The organism is Pseudomonas fluorescens (genome assembly GCF_001708445.1).
Lineage (GTDB): Bacteria > Pseudomonadota > Gammaproteobacteria > Pseudomonadales > Pseudomonadaceae > Aquipseudomonas > Aquipseudomonas gorinensis.
The window spans coordinates 2,373,320-2,390,304 of sequence record NZ_CP015637.1 but is presented as its reverse complement, the minus strand read 5'-3'; the positions used below and the strand labels follow the sequence as shown (position 1 = coordinate 2,390,304).

Annotated in this window: 20 protein-coding genes; 6 read left to right on the top strand and 14 right to left on the bottom strand. The window is 63.3% G+C overall.

All coding sequences use genetic code 11. From position 1 onward, the window contains the following. The 4 genes from pncB to A7317_RS10840 all read left to right on the top strand — a co-directional run bounded on the left by pncB (position 1) and on the right by A7317_RS10840 (position 2,931). Positions 1–1,218, top strand: coding sequence for a nicotinate phosphoribosyltransferase (pncB, locus tag A7317_RS10850; protein ID WP_069075772.1), 1,218 nt, complete (start codon positions 1–3; stop codon positions 1,216–1,218). Position 1,219: 1 nt separating this feature from the next. Further along, on the top strand, positions 1,220–2,029 hold the full coding sequence (nadE, locus tag A7317_RS10845) for an ammonia-dependent NAD(+) synthetase (protein WP_024074853.1): 810 nt from the start codon (positions 1,220–1,222) through the stop codon (positions 2,027–2,029). A gap of 219 nt (positions 2,030–2,248) precedes the next feature. Beyond that, positions 2,249–2,455, top strand: coding sequence for a hypothetical protein (locus A7317_RS30610; RefSeq protein ID WP_150054877.1), 207 nt, complete (start codon positions 2,249–2,251; stop codon positions 2,453–2,455). Positions 2,456–2,514: 59 nt separating this feature from the next. Next, on the top strand, positions 2,515–2,931 hold the full coding sequence (locus A7317_RS10840; RefSeq protein WP_223817850.1) for a hypothetical protein: 417 nt from the start codon (positions 2,515–2,517) through the stop codon (positions 2,929–2,931). 45 nt (positions 2,932–2,976) lie between these two features. On the opposite strand, the gene A7317_RS10835 is transcribed toward A7317_RS10840, so the two are convergent. The 7 genes from A7317_RS10835 to A7317_RS10805 are packed head-to-tail and all read right to left on the bottom strand — an operon-like array spanning position 2,977 to position 9,416. Next, positions 2,977–4,008 carry an ABC transporter substrate-binding protein gene (locus tag A7317_RS10835; protein ID WP_069075771.1) on the bottom strand — a complete coding sequence of 344 codons (1,032 nt, stop codon included), beginning with the start codon at positions 4,006–4,008 and terminating at the stop codon, positions 2,977–2,979. A 14-nt stretch (positions 4,009–4,022) separates the two neighbouring features. Next, positions 4,023–5,120: an NAD(P)/FAD-dependent oxidoreductase gene (locus tag A7317_RS10830; RefSeq protein ID WP_069075770.1), complete on the bottom strand. Its 1,098-nt coding sequence runs from the start codon at positions 5,118–5,120 to the stop codon at positions 4,023–4,025. Then, positions 5,117–6,460, bottom strand: coding sequence for an NAD(P)/FAD-dependent oxidoreductase (locus tag A7317_RS10825; RefSeq protein ID WP_069075769.1), 1,344 nt, complete (start codon positions 6,458–6,460; stop codon positions 5,117–5,119). The genes A7317_RS10830 and A7317_RS10825 overlap by 4 nt, the downstream gene beginning before the upstream one ends. Then, complete coding sequence (locus A7317_RS10820) at positions 6,457–6,747, bottom strand: (2Fe-2S)-binding protein (protein WP_024074859.1); 291 nt, start codon at positions 6,745–6,747, stop codon at positions 6,457–6,459. The genes A7317_RS10825 and A7317_RS10820 overlap by 4 nt, the downstream gene beginning before the upstream one ends. After that, complete coding sequence (locus A7317_RS10815) at positions 6,747–7,541, bottom strand: ABC transporter permease (protein ID WP_024074860.1); 795 nt, start codon at positions 7,539–7,541, stop codon at positions 6,747–6,749. The genes A7317_RS10820 and A7317_RS10815 overlap by 1 nt, the downstream gene beginning before the upstream one ends. Positions 7,542–7,545: 4 nt before the next feature. Continuing rightward, a complete protein-coding gene (locus A7317_RS10810) occupies positions 7,546–8,391 on the bottom strand; it encodes an ABC transporter permease (protein WP_069075768.1) in 846 nt (281 codons plus the stop codon). Then, positions 8,388–9,416 carry an ABC transporter ATP-binding protein gene (locus A7317_RS10805; protein ID WP_024074862.1) on the bottom strand — a complete coding sequence of 343 codons (1,029 nt, stop codon included), beginning with the start codon at positions 9,414–9,416 and terminating at the stop codon, positions 8,388–8,390. The genes A7317_RS10810 and A7317_RS10805 overlap by 4 nt, the downstream gene beginning before the upstream one ends. Positions 9,417–9,660: 244 nt before the next feature. On the opposite strand from A7317_RS10805, the gene A7317_RS10800 reads away from it, so the two are divergent. Continuing rightward, positions 9,661–10,491 carry an IclR family transcriptional regulator gene (locus tag A7317_RS10800; protein ID WP_069075767.1) on the top strand — a complete coding sequence of 277 codons (831 nt, stop codon included), beginning with the start codon at positions 9,661–9,663 and terminating at the stop codon, positions 10,489–10,491. A gap of 398 nt (positions 10,492–10,889) precedes the next feature. Here the strand turns inward: A7317_RS10800 and A7317_RS10795 are convergent, their stop codons facing one another. The 4 genes from A7317_RS10795 to A7317_RS10780 are packed head-to-tail and all read right to left on the bottom strand — an operon-like array spanning position 10,890 to position 13,587. After that, a complete protein-coding gene (locus A7317_RS10795; protein WP_069075766.1) occupies positions 10,890–11,609 on the bottom strand; it encodes an alpha/beta hydrolase in 720 nt (239 codons plus the stop codon). Between the two features lie 11 nt (positions 11,610–11,620). Next, positions 11,621–12,376, bottom strand: coding sequence for a precorrin-6A synthase (deacetylating) (gene cobF, locus A7317_RS10790; protein ID WP_024074831.1), 756 nt, complete (start codon positions 12,374–12,376; stop codon positions 11,621–11,623). Positions 12,377–12,385: 9 nt separating this feature from the next. Beyond that, the gene (locus tag A7317_RS10785; protein ID WP_069075765.1) at positions 12,386–12,976 is read right to left on the bottom strand and encodes a histidine phosphatase family protein; all 591 of its coding nucleotides are present in this window, start codon (positions 12,974–12,976) and stop codon (positions 12,386–12,388) included. A gap of 47 nt (positions 12,977–13,023) precedes the next feature. Beyond that, entirely contained in the window at positions 13,024–13,587 is a 564-nt protein-coding gene (locus tag A7317_RS10780; protein WP_069075764.1) for a DUF4865 family protein, read from the bottom strand. Between the two features lie 93 nt (positions 13,588–13,680). Between A7317_RS10780 and A7317_RS10775 the strand changes: the two genes are divergently transcribed. Further along, entirely contained in the window at positions 13,681–14,547 is an 867-nt protein-coding gene (locus A7317_RS10775) for a LysR family transcriptional regulator (protein ID WP_069075763.1), read from the top strand. Here the strand turns inward: A7317_RS10775 and A7317_RS10770 are convergent. Genes A7317_RS10770 through A7317_RS10760 form a run of 3 tightly spaced genes read right to left on the bottom strand, consistent with a single transcriptional unit; the run spans position 14,544 to position 16,981 of the window. Then, positions 14,544–15,521 (bottom strand): LysR family transcriptional regulator, encoded by a 978-nt coding sequence (locus A7317_RS10770; RefSeq protein ID WP_069075762.1) that lies wholly within the window; start codon positions 15,519–15,521, stop codon positions 14,544–14,546. The genes A7317_RS10775 and A7317_RS10770 overlap by 4 nt on opposite strands. A gap of 51 nt (positions 15,522–15,572) precedes the next feature. Then, positions 15,573–16,514, bottom strand: a complete 942-nt coding sequence (locus A7317_RS10765) for a peptidylprolyl isomerase (RefSeq protein WP_069075761.1) — start codon at positions 16,512–16,514, stop codon at positions 15,573–15,575. Further along, positions 16,511–16,981, bottom strand: coding sequence for a YbjN domain-containing protein (locus A7317_RS10760; protein ID WP_069075760.1), 471 nt, complete (start codon positions 16,979–16,981; stop codon positions 16,511–16,513). The genes A7317_RS10765 and A7317_RS10760 overlap by 4 nt, the downstream gene beginning before the upstream one ends. Positions 16,982–16,985: the final 4 nt, after the last annotated feature.

Here is a 16,985-nt window from a genome sequence, read left to right as displayed (position 1 = left end):
ATGGAAAGTGCCTACGACTACGAAGCCCCGGTGATCCAGGGCTTGCTCGACACCGACTACTACACCTTCACCATGATGCAGGCGGTGTTGCACCAGCACCCGAATGTCGATGTGGAATACAACTTCATCGTGCGCTCCAGGGAAAAACTCGGTCACCTGATCCCCGAACTGCGTGCCGAGCTTGAAAAAATGGCCGGCCTGCAAATGCGCGAAGGCGAGCTGCGCTTCCTGTTCAACCCACGCTTTCGCGAATACCTGACCCCCGACTACGAACGCTTCCTCGGCCTGTTCCGCTTCAACCTGCGCTACATCCACGTCAGCGAAATCGACGGCCAGCTGAATATCCGCGTGGTCGGCCCGATGCTGCACTGCATCATGTTCGAGCAGCCGGTGCTGGCGCTGGTCAGTGAGTTGCGCAACCGCGACAAGTACCCGGACGTGACCCTGGAAGACGTCACCCGCAAGCTCTACCAGAAATTCGATTGGCTGGAGAAACACCTCAGCCGCGACGAGCTGGCCGACCTGCGCGTCTCTGACTTTTCCACCCGTCGGCGCCTGTCATTCAAGGCCCAGCGTGAAGTGGTGGACATCATGCGCCGCGACTTCCCCGGCCACTTCGTGGGCACCAGCAACGCGCACCTGGCCTACGAATTCGACCTGCCGCTGATTGGTACCATGGCTCACCAGTGGATGATGGTGCACCAGCAACTGGGGCGCTTGCGCGAAAGCCAGAACGCCGGCCTGGAAAACTGGGTACGTGAATACCGCGGCCGCCTGGGCATTGCCTTGACCGACACCATCAGCACCGACTTTTTCCTCAAGGACTTCGACCTGTACTTCGCCAAGTTGTACGACGGTTTGCGCCAGGACTCCGGCGATCCCATCGCCTGGGCCGACAAAGTCCTGGCCCGCTACAAAGCATTGGGCATCGACCCGATGACCAAGGACCTGATGTTCTCCGACGGCCTGAACTTCGAAAAATGCCTGCCGATCCTGCGTCACGTGCGTGGCAAGGCCAAGTTCGGTTTCGGCATGGGCACCAGCCTGGCGTGCGATGTGGAGGGCGTCGAGCCGCTGAGTATCGTCATGAAGCTGGTACGGGTGCACGGCGAACCGGTGGTGAAATTCTCCGATGATCCGATCAAGAATGTCTGCGAAGACGCCTCGTTTTTGCAGTACGCGGCACAGGTGTTCAACGTGGGCAGGGTGGAGGTGTGACATGCAAGAACGTATCGCGCAGGAACTGAATATCGATCGGCAACTGGTCAAGGGCGGTGAAGCCAAGGAAATCCAACGGCGCATCGACTTCATCAAGACCACCTTGCGCCACTCAGGCTGCAAGGCCCTGGTACTGGGCATCAGCGGCGGCGTCGATTCGCTCACCGCCGGTCGCCTGTGCCAGTTGGCGGTGGAGCAACTGCGGGCCGAGGACTACGCCGCGCGTTTTATCGCCATGCGCCTGCCCTACAAGAGCCAGGCCGACGAACACGACGCCCAGGCCTCCCTGGACTTCATCGCTCCGGACCAGATCGACACCCTCGACATCGCCGCCAGCGTCGACGGCCTGATGGCCAGCCTGAGCGCCACTGAAGCCAGTGCGGAGCATGTCGACTTCATCAAAGGCAACGTCAAGGCCCGTACCCGCATGATCGCCCAGTACGCCGTGGCCAACCTGCACAACGGCCTGGTCGTCGGCACCGACCACGGCGCCGAGGCATTGATGGGCTTCTTCACCAAATTCGGCGACGGCGCCTGTGACCTGGCACCGCTGTCGGGCCTGACCAAGACCCAGGTACGTCTGTTGGCCAGTGCCCTTGGGGCCCCGACGAACCTGGTGCACAAGCAGCCCACTGCCGACCTGGAAGAACTCGTACCGGGCAAGCTGGATGAACATGCCTATGGCTGCACGTACGAAGAGATCGATGCCTACCTGATGGGCGAGCCGGTGAGTGAGCGGGTGAGGACGATTGTCGAAGGGGCGTACAGCAAGACAGCGCACAAACGCGCGCTGCCGATAGTTCCCGCTTGAACGGACGATCAAATGTTGATGTGCTCGCGAATATTCCAGCCGAACCGGATCGGCCCGCCATCGGCTTTCTGCGGCGGTACCTTTCCCATTCCCAGGATTGACTACAAGGCGCTGAGACCAGATCGGGAAGTGCCTGTCTTAAAAAAGGAAACCTTCCTACATTCTTGACGGATATTGATTCTTTACGCTCTGCGCTCTTGTGAGTTCAGGAGTAAAGGAATGGCTAGCAGCGTATTGAAGGACGGTTTCCCCTGGGCCCACCTCACCCCCCGTGAACGGGTAGAAAGCCGCAGGGTTCGACGCTTCAACGAACCATTAAACGATGTTCTGGGCGGGATTTCGGGGCTGGCTGGAAGTTATCAACATGGTCACGTTGGAAATGCCACGACGATAGTTGTGGGCTGGTACGAGGAGATTTCAGAGTGAATGAGTCACCTCTCCGTCTTCTCCGCCGTAACTTTCCAGTGTTCATGAGCACGATATTCATGGCTATCTTCTCAACCGCTATGGTGACCGTGCTGGTTGATGATCACTATTTGCGCAAGCTCGAGCCGTCACTGAGAACCGAATTGATGGGGTGGGGGCTTCTGTCGCTGACGTTTTTCTTCGGGTTTTCCAATTTCATGATTGTGCGTGGCTTCAACTGGGCAGTTGGACTCCTGGCGGGCTATTTCGCTTTCTGCCTGATGCTGGTCATACCAACGATTCAATACCGCCCGCATACCGTGGCGTTTTCTCTGGGCGTTGTATTTCCACTCCTGGGATTGCTTCTGCTCAATACCGAACGCCACCGGGAAATGCGGCAAAAATTATTTGAAATCCGCATTCAACGAAATACCGCGAGAGCGATCTACAAAAATTACTGCAATAAACTCAAGGCCAGGGCGGGCAGGGAAGGGTAACGGCGGCTCCCACGTCAACAACGTGGGAGCGCAAGCTATACCCGCCTACCGCTCAATCGACCGACTCCACCGCGCATTCCACTCCGGCCGCGCCTGGTTCACCTGGTCCCAATCGATCGAAATCGCCGTCTGCAAATACCCCTGCATCGCCTCTACCCGCGCGCGGGTCTTGTCGGTGGTCGGGGTGGACGGGTTCGACGGGATCTGGTCGCCTTCCTCCAGCGCCGGGGCCTGGGCCTCGGCGGTCAGCAAAAAGGCGGCGAGTTTCTGTGCCAGTTCCGGTTGGTCATTACGCGCGATCACGCACTCGGCCACGTTCAGCACCACGGCGCCTTCCTTGGGTTGCGCGTATTCCATTGGCACACCGAGGAGTTTCTGGGTGGCCACCTGGGTTGGGGTGAGGGGGAAGATCGCCGCTTCGTCGGTTTGCACCATCTCGGAGATTTTCGCGGAGCTGGCGATATATTCCAGCACGTTGGGGCCAACGGTTTTTGGCCAGGCCTTGAAGCCGGGCTCCACGTTGGTTTCGTCGCCGCCCTGGAGGCGGTTGAACATGAGGAAACCGTGCAGGCCGAAAGTGGAAGAGGCCACGGACTGGAACACCACTTTGTCCTTGAAGCGCGGGTCGGCCAGGTCCATCCATGAGGTGGGGGCGGCCCAGCCTTTTTCCTTGAACATCCTGGCGTTGTAGCCCAGGCCGGTGACGCCCAACGTCACGGCCACGGCCTGGTCCTTGATCTTCGCCTTGGCCGGGATCTGTTCCAGGGTCGGGCTGGCTGCCAGTTTGTCGCACAAGCCCATGGAGATGGCGCGGTACATGATGCCGTCGTCGAGGAACATCACGTGCATCTGCGGGTTGTCTTTGTTGGCCTGGACCTTGGCGAGGATGTCCGACGACGTGCCGGGCACGATCACCACCTTGACGTTGTTGGCCTTCTCGAACGCAGGCAGCACCTTGTCGGCGTACACCCGTTCCATGGTGCCGCCGTTCATGCCCAGGTACAGCGTCGGCGCGGCATGGGCGGTGGAGGCGAGCAGAGCGAGGGACAAGCAGGACAGCGCAATACGAGTGTTCATGGATGTTTTTCCTCTCAGGCTTGGAAACGACGGATGGAAAACGCTTCGATGGGTTGGCGGCTGGCCCCGTCGCAGACGATCTCTGCCAGGGCTTCACCGACCGCTGGGCCCAGCTGGAACCCGGCGCCGGCAAAGCCGAAACCGTGGAGCAGGCCAGGTTGGGTGCTGCTGGGGCCGATCACCGGCTCGTGATCGGGTAGGTAACCTTCGGTGCCGCTCCAGGTGCGAATCGCCTGGGCGCCCTTGAGGAACGGGTACAGCTCGGCGGCATTGCGCAGGATTTCCAGCACTGCCGCTTGCCCGGGGCGCGCCTGCCGGGGGCCAAGGGCAAAGCCGCGCCCGCCGCCAAGGATGCAATTGCCGCGGGCCACCTGGCGTGCATAAATCCCACCGCCTTCGACACCGGTGCTCACGTTCATCACCACCGGCAGCGGTTCGGTGACCAACATGGCCGGGTGCGCCGAAATGATCGGCACCGGCTCGCCAAATTGCGCGGCGAGGGTGCCGGCCCAGGCGCCGGCGCAGTTCAATAACCAGGGGGCTTGCAGGTGCAGGCCGTTGGCGCAGTGCACGCGGAAATGGCGGCTGTCATGTTCGATGCGGATCACTTCGGCCTGCTCGTATACCGATGCGCCCAGGCGTTGCGCCGCACGGGCGAAGGCGGGGGACACCAGTCGCGGGTTGGCGTGCCCGTCCTCGGGGCACAGTGAAGCCCCCACTGCGATATCGCCGACCCAAGGGAAACGTGCGCGCAGTTCGGCGTGATCGAGCAGCTGCAAGCCCAGGCCAAAACCTCGGGTTTGCTCGGCATAGGCCTGCAACGCGGCGAAATCCGCATGACTGCGCGCCAGTTTCAGATGCCCGGAGCGCACGTATTCGCCCTCAATACCGATCAACCCCGGCAAGTCGGCCCACAGCTGGTGGGCACGCTGCGACAGCGGCAACTGATGCAACGGCCGACCCTGGCGCCTGACGCCGCCGTAATTCACGCCACTGGAATGCGAGCCACAAAAGTCCCGCTCTACCAGGGCCACGCGCTGGCCTTTGTGCGCCAGCATCAAGGCCGCCGAAGCCCCGACGATCCCGCCGCCCAACACGATGACGTCGATCATGGCTGCACCTGCACGCCAAACGGCAGCGGCTTGATCGGTGCCTGGCCACGTAAGCGGCCGACGTGTTCAATCCCGCGGCCACTGCGCTCAGCGACGATCTCGGCTGCCGCCAGCCCGCACATGCGGCCCTGGCAGCGGCCCATGCCAACCCGGCAATGGGCTTTGACCCGGTTGATCTCCCAGTGGCCTTCATCCACCACGGCGCGTACATCGCCGACGCTGACTTCTTCACAGCGGCACACAATCAATTCATCCGGTGCCTGCGCCGCCCAGTCTTCAGGGAAGGGGAACGCAGTCTCCAACCCCTGGCGAAAGCGTTGGATGCCTGCCAATTGCTGCTCCAGCACAGCGGGGCGGCGATGATCGATGGCCACGCCTGCGTCTTCCAACACCGCCAACGCCGCCCGCTCGCCCGCCATCTGTGCGGCATCCGCGCCCATGATCCCGGCACCGTCGCCTGCCAGGTACACGCCTGCGAGGCTGCTGCGCCCAGCGTTGTCCCGGCGCGGCAACCAGGCACGGTTCAAGGCATTCCATTCAAATTCACAGCCGAGCAGATCCGCCAGTTGGGTTTCGCTGCGCAGGGCGTGGGCGAAGGCCACGGCGTCACAGGCCAAATCTTGCCTATCCCAACGAATACCGCTGACCCGCTGTTCGCCCTCGATCTGCTGGAGCGTCACGCCCTGATGCACGGGAACCCCGTGGGCGCTCAGCCAGGCGCGGTAATACAAGCCCTTGGCCAACGTCGCCGGTTGCCCGAGCAGCGCCGGCAACGCACGGCATTGCGCACTGAACGGCGCGCTGTCGAGCACCGCCACCACCTTGGCCCCGGCCTTGGCGTATTGATAAGCCACTAAATAGAGCAATGGCCCGCTGCCACAAAACGCCACCCGTTCGCCGATGGCGCAGCCCTGGTACTTCAAGGCGATTTGCGCGGCGCCCAGGCTGTAGACGCCGGGCAAGGTCCAGCCCGAAACAGGCAGGATACGGTCGGTGGCGCCGGTCGCGACGATGATCCGCGAATACTCGAGGCTCTCGGCACGGCCGCTCTTGAGCGTGTCCAGGCGACCGTCCTCGGCATTCCACACCAGGGTTTCGGGCCGATAGTCGATCAAACCGGCCAACTCATCCATCGTGCGGTGCACGGCGTCTGCCTTGCGCGCGTCAAAACCGTAGACCTGCTTGGCTGAGCGTTGGAAACCCGCTGGTTGGCGCCGATAGATCTGCCCGCCACCGCGCAGGCTTTCATCGATCAGGCAAGGTTTGACGCCGTGGTCGAGCAGGGTGCGCGCCGCGCTGATCCCCGCCGGGCCTGCGCCCACAATCACCACCGGCTTCATAGCTGGCGCCCCGGATCACGGCTGATCACCTGGCCTTCTTCCAGCAACGTCGAGCAGGCGCGTACCCGCCGCCCATCCTCCAGGCGCACCCAGCAGTCCTGGCAGGCGCCCATCAGGCAAAACCCGGCGCGGCGCTCGGCGCTGAAATCGCTGCCGCGCAGGTGCTCGGCACAGGTCAGCACGGCGGTCAGCAGGGTGTCGCCGCGCAGGCCGGTGGCCGGTTGCCCGTCGAGGGTGAAGGCCACGGCAGGGCGCGCGGTCTCGGCCAATCGTTTGAACAGAGCCATCAATGTTTCCCCACCAGCACGCGGTCCAGGCCGTAGACCCGGTCGAGCAGAATCATGGTCGCCGCCGTCAGCGCAATCACCAGCGCCGACACCGCCGCCATCATCGGGTCGATGGACTCGGTGGCGTACACATACATGCGCACCGGCAGGGTTTGCGTGGCTGGCGAGCTGACAAAGATCGACAAGGTCACCTCATCGAAACTGTTGATGAAGGCCAGCAACCAGCCACCGGCCACGCCGGGCAAAATCATCGGCAACGTCACCCTGAGAAACAGCGTGATGCGCCCGGCGCCGAGGGACTCGGCGGCCTGCTCGGCGCTGCGATCCATGCCGACCGCCGCCGCCAATACCAGGCGCAGCACATAGGGCGTGATGATCACCACGTGCGCCAACATCAGCCAGGTGAAGCTGCCATTCACCCCCATCAGCGCAAACAGGCGCAGCATCGCCACCCCCAGTACCAGGTGCGGGATGATGATCGGTGACAGGAACAAGGTGCTGAAGAAGTTGCGCCCCGGGAACTGATAGCGACTGATCGCCAACGCTGCCGGCACCGCGATCAGTGTCGCCAAGGTCGCGGCGGTAAACGCCAGGATCAGGCTGTTATAGAACGCCTGGATAAAGTCGGCCCGCTCGAACACGGCGCGAAACCAGCGCAGTGAGAAACCCGAGGTGGGCAGGCTCAAGGTGTTTTCCGGGGTGAAAGCCACCAGGCACACCACCACCAGCGGCGCCATCATGAACAGCACCACCAAACCGTGGAAACCGAGGGCCAAAGGACCGTTTCTGGACATGCGCTTAAACCCCCAGGGACTTTTTGTAGCGGCCTTCGACCATGCGGTTCCAGCTCAGCATGATCAGCAGATTGACCAGCAACAGCACCACCGCGATGGTCGCGCCCATGGGCCAGTTGAGTTCCGAGAGGTACTGGTCGTACACCACGGTGGCGACCATTTTCAGGCGGCGTCCGCCGAGCAGGCCGGGGATCGCAAAGGAGCTGGCGGCCAGGCCGAACACAATCAAGGTGCCGGACAGCACGCCGGGCATGACCTGTGGCAACACGATCTTACGCATCACCGTGGCCTGGCTTGCGCCCAGCGACAACGCCGCCTGTTCGGCCGAGGGGTCGAGCTTTTGCAGCGAGGTCCACACCGGAATGATCATGAACGGCAGCATCACGTGCACCAGCGCAATGATCACCGCGAACGGCGTGTACAACAGCTTCACCGGGCGCCCGCCCAGCGCCTGGATCATCTGGTTCACCAGCCCGTCGGCACCGAGCAGCAGGCTCCAGCCGAACGCCCGCACCACCACCGAAATCAACAGCGGCGTGAGGATCAAAATCAGGAAGATCGAGCGCCACGGTGTGCCCATGCGGCTGAGGATGTAGGCCTCGGGCACGCCAATCACCACGCACAGCAAGGTCACCAACGCGCTGATCCAGAAGGTGCGCCAGAAGATCTCGTAGAAGTACGCATCGCTGAACAACGACAGGTAATGGGCCAAGGTCCATTCATCCGCCTTTACACCCACCTGATAGTCGAACACGTTGAACGACAGCACCAGCGTCAGGCCCAACGGCAGGATCAGCAGCCCGGCGAACAGCACCAGCGCCGGCAGCGAGAGCCAATAACCCCGACTCATGCGTGCACCTCATCCGTCGCCAATACCCGCAGCAGGTCGGCCTGCCAATCCAGGCCGACCGTTGCGCCATGGCCCAACGGCGCGCTGCCGTCGTTGCTACGCACCACGGTGATTTCGCCCAGCGCGGTCTGGAGGCGGTACAGCCACTGGCTGCCGAAGAAGTAGCGGTTGACGACCTGGCCTTGCAGGCGGCCGGTGCCGGCGTCCACCAGCTGGATTTTTTCCGGGCGCAGGCTCAACACCAACTCGCCGTCGCCCTTGGCGTGGCGGACCTGCGCAGTGCCGAGCTCGTCATAGTCGCCGGGCAGCAGGTTGGCCTTGCCGACGAAGTCCGAGATAAACCGCGTGCGGGGGTGTTCGTACAGGGTGTACGGCACATCGATCTGGGTCACGCGCCCGGCTTGCATCACCACCACACGATCGCTGATGGACAGCGCCTCGGCCTGGTCGTGAGTGACCATCAAGGTGGTGATGCCCACCGCGCACTGGATACGGCGGATTTCAAACTGCATCTCTTCGCGCAGGTTGGCGTCGAGGTTGGACAGCGGCTCATCCAGCAGCAACACCGGCGGCTCGATCACCAGGGCGCGCGCCAGGGCCACGCGTTGGCGCTGGCCGCCGGATAACTCCCGTGGGTAACGGTCGGCGTGGGGGGCCAGGCGCACCAGCTCCAGCACGGTCTTGACCTTGGCGGCGATCTCGCTGCCCGGCACCTTGCGCATCTTCAGGCCGAAGGCGACGTTGTCGCGCACGCTCATGTGCGGGAACAGCGCGTAGCTCTGAAACACCACGCCCAGGCCACGGCTGGCGGGCTTGGCATGGGTGATGTCGCGGCCGTCGAGCAGGATCTGGCCGCCGCTCACCTCGACGAAGCCGGCGATCATTTGCAAGGTAGTGGTCTTGCCGCAGCCCGAGGGGCCGAGCAGGGAAACGAACTCGCCTTTTTCCACCGCCAAGTCAGTGGCGACCACCGCGTCGACGGCGCCGTAGCGTTTGCTCAAGGCGTTGAGTTGGAGAAATGCCATGTCTGCGTTCCACCTTTTTTTCAGTCGCGTCGAAACGCGCTTTTTTTGTTTTGGGCAGATGCGAAAAGAGTGTTGCGGGTGCGTTGGCGCTCGATCTCAAGTCGGCTGCCGGTTGTTGTTCATTTCGCCCCTGTGGACGCAGATTAGGACGAAGACTAGGATGGGCGGAAGATGGAATTTCACTGGGTGAGCAATTATTTTAAGATTTATTCACTGAACAGAATTACTCATGAGATAGCGCGTTATGGATTCCACTGAGCGGAATAACAACAGTAAGGAAGTGGGGGCGGGCGGGGTGTCCCGTCTGTTCGCGTTGCTGCGTACCCTGGGTGAGGTGCCGGAAGGTGGTGAGCGCGTCACCCAACTCGCCCAACAGGTCGGCCTGTCCCAGCCCACCACCCACCGCCTGCTGCGCAGCCTGATGGACGAAGGCATGGTCGAACAGGACGCGCGCAGCAAACGTTATCGCCTGAGCCTGGAGTTCTTCGCCCTGGCGGCGAACGCGGGCAAGACCGGCAACCTGCGCGACTTGGTGCGCCCGAGCATGCTGCGCTTGAGCGCGTCCTTGGGCGACTCATTGTTTTTGCTGGCGCGCAGCGGCTTTGACGCGATCTGCCTGGACCGCAGCGAGGGCCCGTACCCGATCCGCACCTTCACCGGCGACATCGGCGGGCGCGTGGCATTGGGCGTGGGGCAGGGCAGCCTGGCCATCCTGGCATTCCTGCCGGAAGAAGAGCGCGAGACGGTGATCCGCTACAACTTGCCACGGCTCAAGGATTTCCATCTGTATGACGAGGTGCTGTTGCGTTCGGAGGTGGAGAATGTGCGCAACCTGGGCTATGCGGCGCGCAACACCGGGGTGCTGGAAGGCATGGCGGGGCTGGCGGTACCGATCCTCAACCGGGACGGGCATGCGGTGGCGGCATTGAGCGTGGCGACCATCAGCGATCGCCTGGGGCCGAGCCGGTTGCCGATGGTGGTGGAGTTGTTGAAACGCGAAGCGGCGGCGATCGGTCCCAGGATCAACCCGTTTGACCCGACATTGCGCCGGCCTTCACAAACCTTCGGCGGTTAACTTATTCCCGGCAATGAAGATCCCATGGGGGAACCGCACTTCAGTGCCGAGCGGACTGTTGTGGCATGTGGGCTGTTATGGCAGACGGGCTAACTGTGGCGAGCGGGCTTGCCCTAATGCCGTTCAGTTAAGCGTACATCGACTTCTGTAGGAGCGAGCTTGCTCGCGAAAAACGTCAACGATAACGCGTGTTTCCTGAGTGAACGCGGCGCCTGTGAGTTCTTCGCGAGCAAGCTCGCTCCTACAAAAAAGCCTTAACTGAACGGCATTAGGGCTTGCCGCGAGCAAGCTCGCTCCTACAGAAGGCGATGTACGCTTAACTGAACGGCATTAGGGCTTGCCACAACAAGCCTGCTCGCCACATTAAGGGGCCTTCCCTCCCACCCTTTTGACCGCGTTTACTTCAAGCTTTTTTCCAACCAGGCTTTCAGGTCCTGGATTTCCGCTGCGCTGACGGTGTGGTTCATGCCCGGATAGGTATGGAACTCCGGCTTCAGCCCGATCTTCTCCAATACCTCATTCGCCCGCGTTGCCGACGCATAGGGCAGTGCCTGGTCCAACGTGCCGTGGCCAATGAAGATCGCCAGGGGTGCCAATCGCGGATCCGGCTTGAGCTCAGCCTTGAGCACCGGCAGCACGCTGCCACTGAGCGCTGCGATGCCGCGCACCAGCCCAGGATCACGCAATGCCACCTCGTAAGACATGATCGCGCCCTGGCTGAACCCCACCAGGAACACCCGGTCAGGCTGGGTGTGGTACTTGGCGGTGGCCTTGCCGACAAAGTCCTTGATCAGCCTGGCACTGCTCTGCAGATCCTCAGTCACCCCATCGTAATCGCCCTCACCCGGCGTCTTGGTAAACCAGCGAAACCCGTGGGGGTCCACGGGCATGGGCGCGCGGGCTGACAGGTAGGTCCAGGTCGACGGCAGCGCATCCTTGATGCCAAACAAGTCTTCCTCGTTGCTGCCGAACCCGTGCAGGAAAATCACCAACGGCTGGTTACGCGCATCGCCCTGGGTCTGTTCCAGGTAGGACAACGGCAAGTCGGTGTGCAGGGTAGCATCGGCCTGGGCGGCGCCGGCCACCAGGGTCAGCGCCAGGGCAAACAGTTTGAGCATGGGAAATGACCTCAGGGTTTGCGCAATAAATAAGTGTCCATGATCCAGCCGTTGTCCAGGCGCGCGGCCTTGCGCACCCGTTCGATCTGTTCAGCCACGTCACTGACTTTGCCACTGATCAGGATTTCATCCGGCGTGCCCAGGTAGGCGCCCCAGTAGATATCCAGGTCCTGGTCGGCCACCGTACGGTAGGAATCTTCCGCGTCGAGCATCACCACCAGGGTATCGGCATCACTCGCCTGCCCCGCCGCCAAGCGGCGCCCGGTGGTGATCTCGATGGACTTGCCGATGCGGTTCAGCGGGACTTTGTGTTGCGCGGCCAGGGCCTGCACGCTGGTGATGCCGGGGATCACCTCGAACTCAAAGGCACAGCGGCCGCTGGCCAGGATCGCCTGCAAGATACGAATGGTGCTGTCGTACAACGCTGGGTCGCCCCACGCCAGGAAAGCCCCCACCTCACCGTCCGCCAGGTGCTCGTTGATCATGCGCTCGAACGTCTGCTGCTTGTCGCGATTGAGGTCCTGCACGGCGGTGGTGTAGTCGATATCACCGCGCACCCGCTCGGGGCAATCGGCCTCGACGAAGCGATAGCCGGGCTCGGTGATATAGGTCTCGCAGATCTCGCGGCGCAGGTCGATCAGCTTGTCTTTGCTCTGGCCCTTGTCCATCAGGAAAAACACATCCGTGCGATTCAGTGCTTTCACGGCCTGCATCGTGATGTAGTCAGGGTTGCCGGCGCCAATGCCGATGATCAGGATGCGTTTCATGGGTTGCTCTCATTGCGGGGCGGCGATTTTGCCATGTTCGGGGGGCCAGGCGTGAGTTTCCAGGCGCAGGCGCCAGACACCGTTGAAGCGCAGCTCGGTGGCGGACAACGGCTCGACATCAATGCGGTGGAACAGCGCGATGGGATAGCGCATGACGTACAGCATCGCCGCGCGGATAACAAACGGATGGGTGACGGCCAACACATGCCCAGGCTGGCTTTCCAGGGATTCCATCCACAGCGCCACCCGCGTGCAGATCTGGTCCACCGACTCGCCGCCATGGGGAGCGCTGGCACTGTCGGTGAGCCAGGTCGTCAAGGCATCGCTGTCCAGTTGACCGATGTCCTGGCCTTTCCACTGGCCGAAATCGCCATCGCGCAGCGCCGGCTCGATCACCGCGTCGGTGCCGAACAGACGCGCGGTCTCGCGGGTCCGGGCCTCAGGCCCACACAGCAGGCGCCGGCCTTTCTTGAAGCCACCGGCCAGGGACAGCGTTGCACCTGGCCCATTCAGCGCCAGCGATTCGTCATCGGGGAAGCGCCCGCGCTTTTGCAGCGGGGTGAGGGCATGGCAAATCAATGTCAAACGGGTGGCATGCATTGCAAGTCGCTGCGACAGGAAAGATCAAGCCACCAAGACTGGCGCACTTAGCCCTGTGACGCAACGCCTTGCGCCAGATAGAGCACCTGGTAGCCCGTGCCCGGACGCTCCGCCGCCACCGGCTGGGCCGATACGGTGATGCGCACCAGGCGCCAGGCCTGCACATCCAAGGCCAGGAGCACCGCGAACGTATCGCGGCGGTCCGCCACCTGCCGGTTGCGCACTTTCTCCTCGGCCAGCCTCGCGGCCCGGTCTGCGCCCGGTTCCAGCGCCCACTCCTCTCGATACAGGCTCAAGGCGCCCTGCGCCGGCCCGCGCTGCACGTCCAGCGGCAGCCAGCTTTCAATGTGCGGTCGACCAAAGCTGTCGAGCACTTTTTGAAAGCGTTCGCCCAGCAGAAAATCGGCGGCCTGCAACGGGTCCGACCACAGGTACACCGAGGCATACAGGTTGCCCACGCCCGCTCCCTGCCCGTGCTCCTGAGCAATGAAGGCCTTGAAAATCAAACCCTCGGTGCCGTCCCATAACGGCCCCAATTGCGTCGCGCGCTGGCGAATCACGCCCATGTCGTAGTCGGCAGGCAAGCGATGTGAATACTGTTTGGCAAACATGGAAAAGCTCCCGTGCAAATTGAGGGTCCAGCTTGCGCAGCGGCGATGATTTCAACAAGATATCACCCAATATAAGTGCGATAAGGATTTGATATGACCGATGCGCCCAAACCCCTGGATATCGACACCGTGCAGGCGTTTGTGCTGGTCGCCGATTTCGCCAGTTTCACCCGCGCTGCCGAAGCCCTCGACACCTCCCAGGCCGCCATCAGCCTCAAGCTCAAGCGCCTTGAAGAGCGCCTGGGTTATCGCCTGCTGGAGCGCACCCCCCGCCATGTGCGGCTGTCGCCCCAGGGCGAACGCTTTATCGTCGCGGCCCGCGCCCTGCTCAATGCCCATGAACGCGCCCTGGCCGACCTCGGCAGTCACGCCTCCCGGCGCCTGGTGATCGGCATCAGCGACCACGTGGCCGGGCCGGACTTACCCTCCTGGCTAAGCCGTCTCGCCGCCTACGACCCGCTGGTGATCCTGGAAGTGCGCATCGCCTCCTCCCGCGACCTGGTCGGCGCGTTCGACCGCAACGAACTGGACGCCGTGATCGTGCGCAACGAAGGCGATCGCCAGGACGGCGAAGTCTTGGCGGTGGAACGTTTTGGCTGGTTTGCCGCGCCCGGCTGGCAACACAGCCCAGGCACGCCGTTGCGCATGGCGACCATGGCCGCGCCCTGCGGCGTTCGCCAGTTGGCGACACAGGCACTGGACGCCGCGCGCATCGACTGGGCCGAAGTGTTTGTCGGCGGCGGCGTGATGGCGGTGGGGGCAGCGGTCAGCGCCGGGTTGGGCGTGGCCGCCCTCGCCCACCGCGTGGCACCGGCCGGCGCCGTGGAGGTGAGTGGGCAATACGGTTTGCCCGCCTTGCCCGTGAGTGAAGTGGTGCTCTACAGCCGCATCAGTGACACACGCTCCCGTGAAACATTGCGGGCCCTGAGCGCGACGTTTCGGGGGGTGTTGCAGCGTTAATCAAACCACTCGCGCCGCCCGTCGAACGTACTGACGATCAACTCGACAATCATCTGCACGGTCTCGGCGTGCTGCACCTGTGCGTTCACCGCCAGCCACACCTGGCGCTGCATGCTCTCGGCGAGCAAGCCCGGCAAGGCCACCAGCCCACGGTCGAAGCTGCTCATGTAATGGGGCAACAAGCCGATGCACGCGCCGCAGCGAATCATCTCCAGCATCAGCGAATAGGCCTGCACCTGCACCACTGCCGCCAGGCGTTGTTCCACCACGCGGTTCCAGGGCTGCAAGGCGTCGACCTGTACGTCGGGTCGCCACTGCACCAGCATGTAGTCGGCGAGGTCGTCGACACTGTCGGGGCGGGTCGTCAGTCGCGAGTAGCGCTTGGCGATATGCGGCAAGTAGTGCAAGCGCGCCAGGCGCTTCGGTGGCTCGGTGGGGAAACTCGGGCCCGGCGCGGGGCCATCCGCGTCGGAGAGCCACAGCACCACATCCACGTCCACCGCCTGCAGTGACAGTTGGCTGTCCAGGGAGATGATCTCCAGGCGCACGCTGGCGTTACGGCGCAGCAAGGCGATCAGGTCGCGGCCAAGGATGTCGTGCAGGATCGGTTCGGCCACCGCCAGGCGGATCAACGGCTGCTCCAGCACCGGCAGGCGCCGCTCATGGGCCAGGGCGACCAATTGCGCTTGCAGTTGCTGGCCGTCGCGACTGAGGACCAGGCCATTGCCCTGGTAGCTGAACAGCGAATGGTGCAGCTGTTCCTCCAGCTGCGCCAGGCGTTTGCGCAGCAGGGTCGCCTTGATATTCAGGCTGCGCGCGGCCTGCATGAAACAGCCGCAACGCGCACTGACCAGGAAGTAGCGCACCACCTCCGGCTCGATCTCGCTGGCTAATGCCAGCCAGGCGCCGCGCACCGGGTTCGGCTCGCGATAGGGTGCAGGCCCCTGGGGGCCGGACGGTTCTAGAAATGCCATGGGAGACTCCCTGTCTTGTGGGGCTTGTGCATCCAATGCGGTCGACGCGTATCACTCCAGCACGGTGTTCAGCTGTGCTCCGTCGATGCTCAAGGTGGCGGTGTTGAGCATGCCTTCGAGGTACGCCTTGGCAATCTGTTCCTGACGTTGGGCGCGCAGGGCCTGGGTCAGGCGCTCGCGCAGTTCGTCGAGGGTGGCGGTACGCGCCGGTTGCTGCGCGGTGAGCTTGAGCACATGAAAACCCGCCGCGCTCTGCACCGCGTCCGACACCGCGCCGACCTTGAGCCGCGAGACCACCTCGCGCACCTGCGGTACCAGTTGCTGCAACGGCTGCAAGCCCGAGTCGCCGCCCTGTTGCGCAGTGCCGGGGTCCTGGGAATATTGCGCGGCCAGGGCGGCAAAATCCGCCGGCGCCGCCTGGGCCTTGCGGCTCAGTTCCTGGGCCTGGCGCCGCACCGCGTCGACGCTTTGCGGGCCATCCACCGCGAGGAAAATCTGGCTGACCCGATACATCGGCGGCGTCACCCACTGCGCCTTGCCGCTGTCGTAGGCTTGTTGCAACTCGGCGGCGCTGGGGTAATCGGCCGGCACCTGGCTGACCGAGAGCATGTAGTCGCGGAACACGATCTGCTCGGTGGCGGCGCGGGTCTGTTGCTCCACCTCCGGGCGCTGGCGCCAGCCCTGGGCGTCGGCCTGTTCGAGCACGGCCTTCTGCGCCAGGCGCGAACGCAGCCAGGTCTCCAGGGCGCCGCGGTTACCGCGCAGTTGCTCGCGGGTTTCGGCCGGCAGGCTCGCCAGCACGCTTTTCAGTTCAGTCAGGTCAATGTGCTGGTTGCCCAGGCGTGCCACGGCTGGCCCGCCCTGTTCGGGGCTGACGGCGGGCGCCGGCTGCTGCGCGGCGACCGGGTCGCTGCCCGGGCGCAGGCTCAGCCCCACCGCCACCACCAGCAACGTCAGCGCACCGGCGCCGACAAGCAAGGTTGGCTTTTTCACAGGATCGGCGCCTCTTCAGCCACGGGTTCAGCCGCCTGGGCCTGCAACTGCGCAGCCTGTTGGCTGTATTCACGCAGGTAGACGATAAATTCCTGCAACAGGCGGTCCCACAGCTCCAGCTGGCTGCGCAGGTGCGTGGCGCCAACGCCGGCCACCACCACGTCCATTTCCATCAACAGGAACTCGCCCTGCAACGACAACCGCGCAAAGCGGCGCGAGGCATTCCACACCTGGGCCAGGCCCTCGGGCAATGCGCCCTGTACCCGCAGCGCGCAGTTGTAGGTGAAGTCCACATAGCTGCCCGGCTCTGCCGACGGGTTGCCAAAGCGCACGGCAAAGCCGATGCCCTGGCTGGCGCTGAGCAGTTGCACGATGCCGTTCTGTTCGCTCTGGTTGACCCGGTAGCCGGCCTCTTGCAACAGCTCGGTCAAACTCTGGACGGTCACGCCGGTGATCAATTCGCTCATGGGG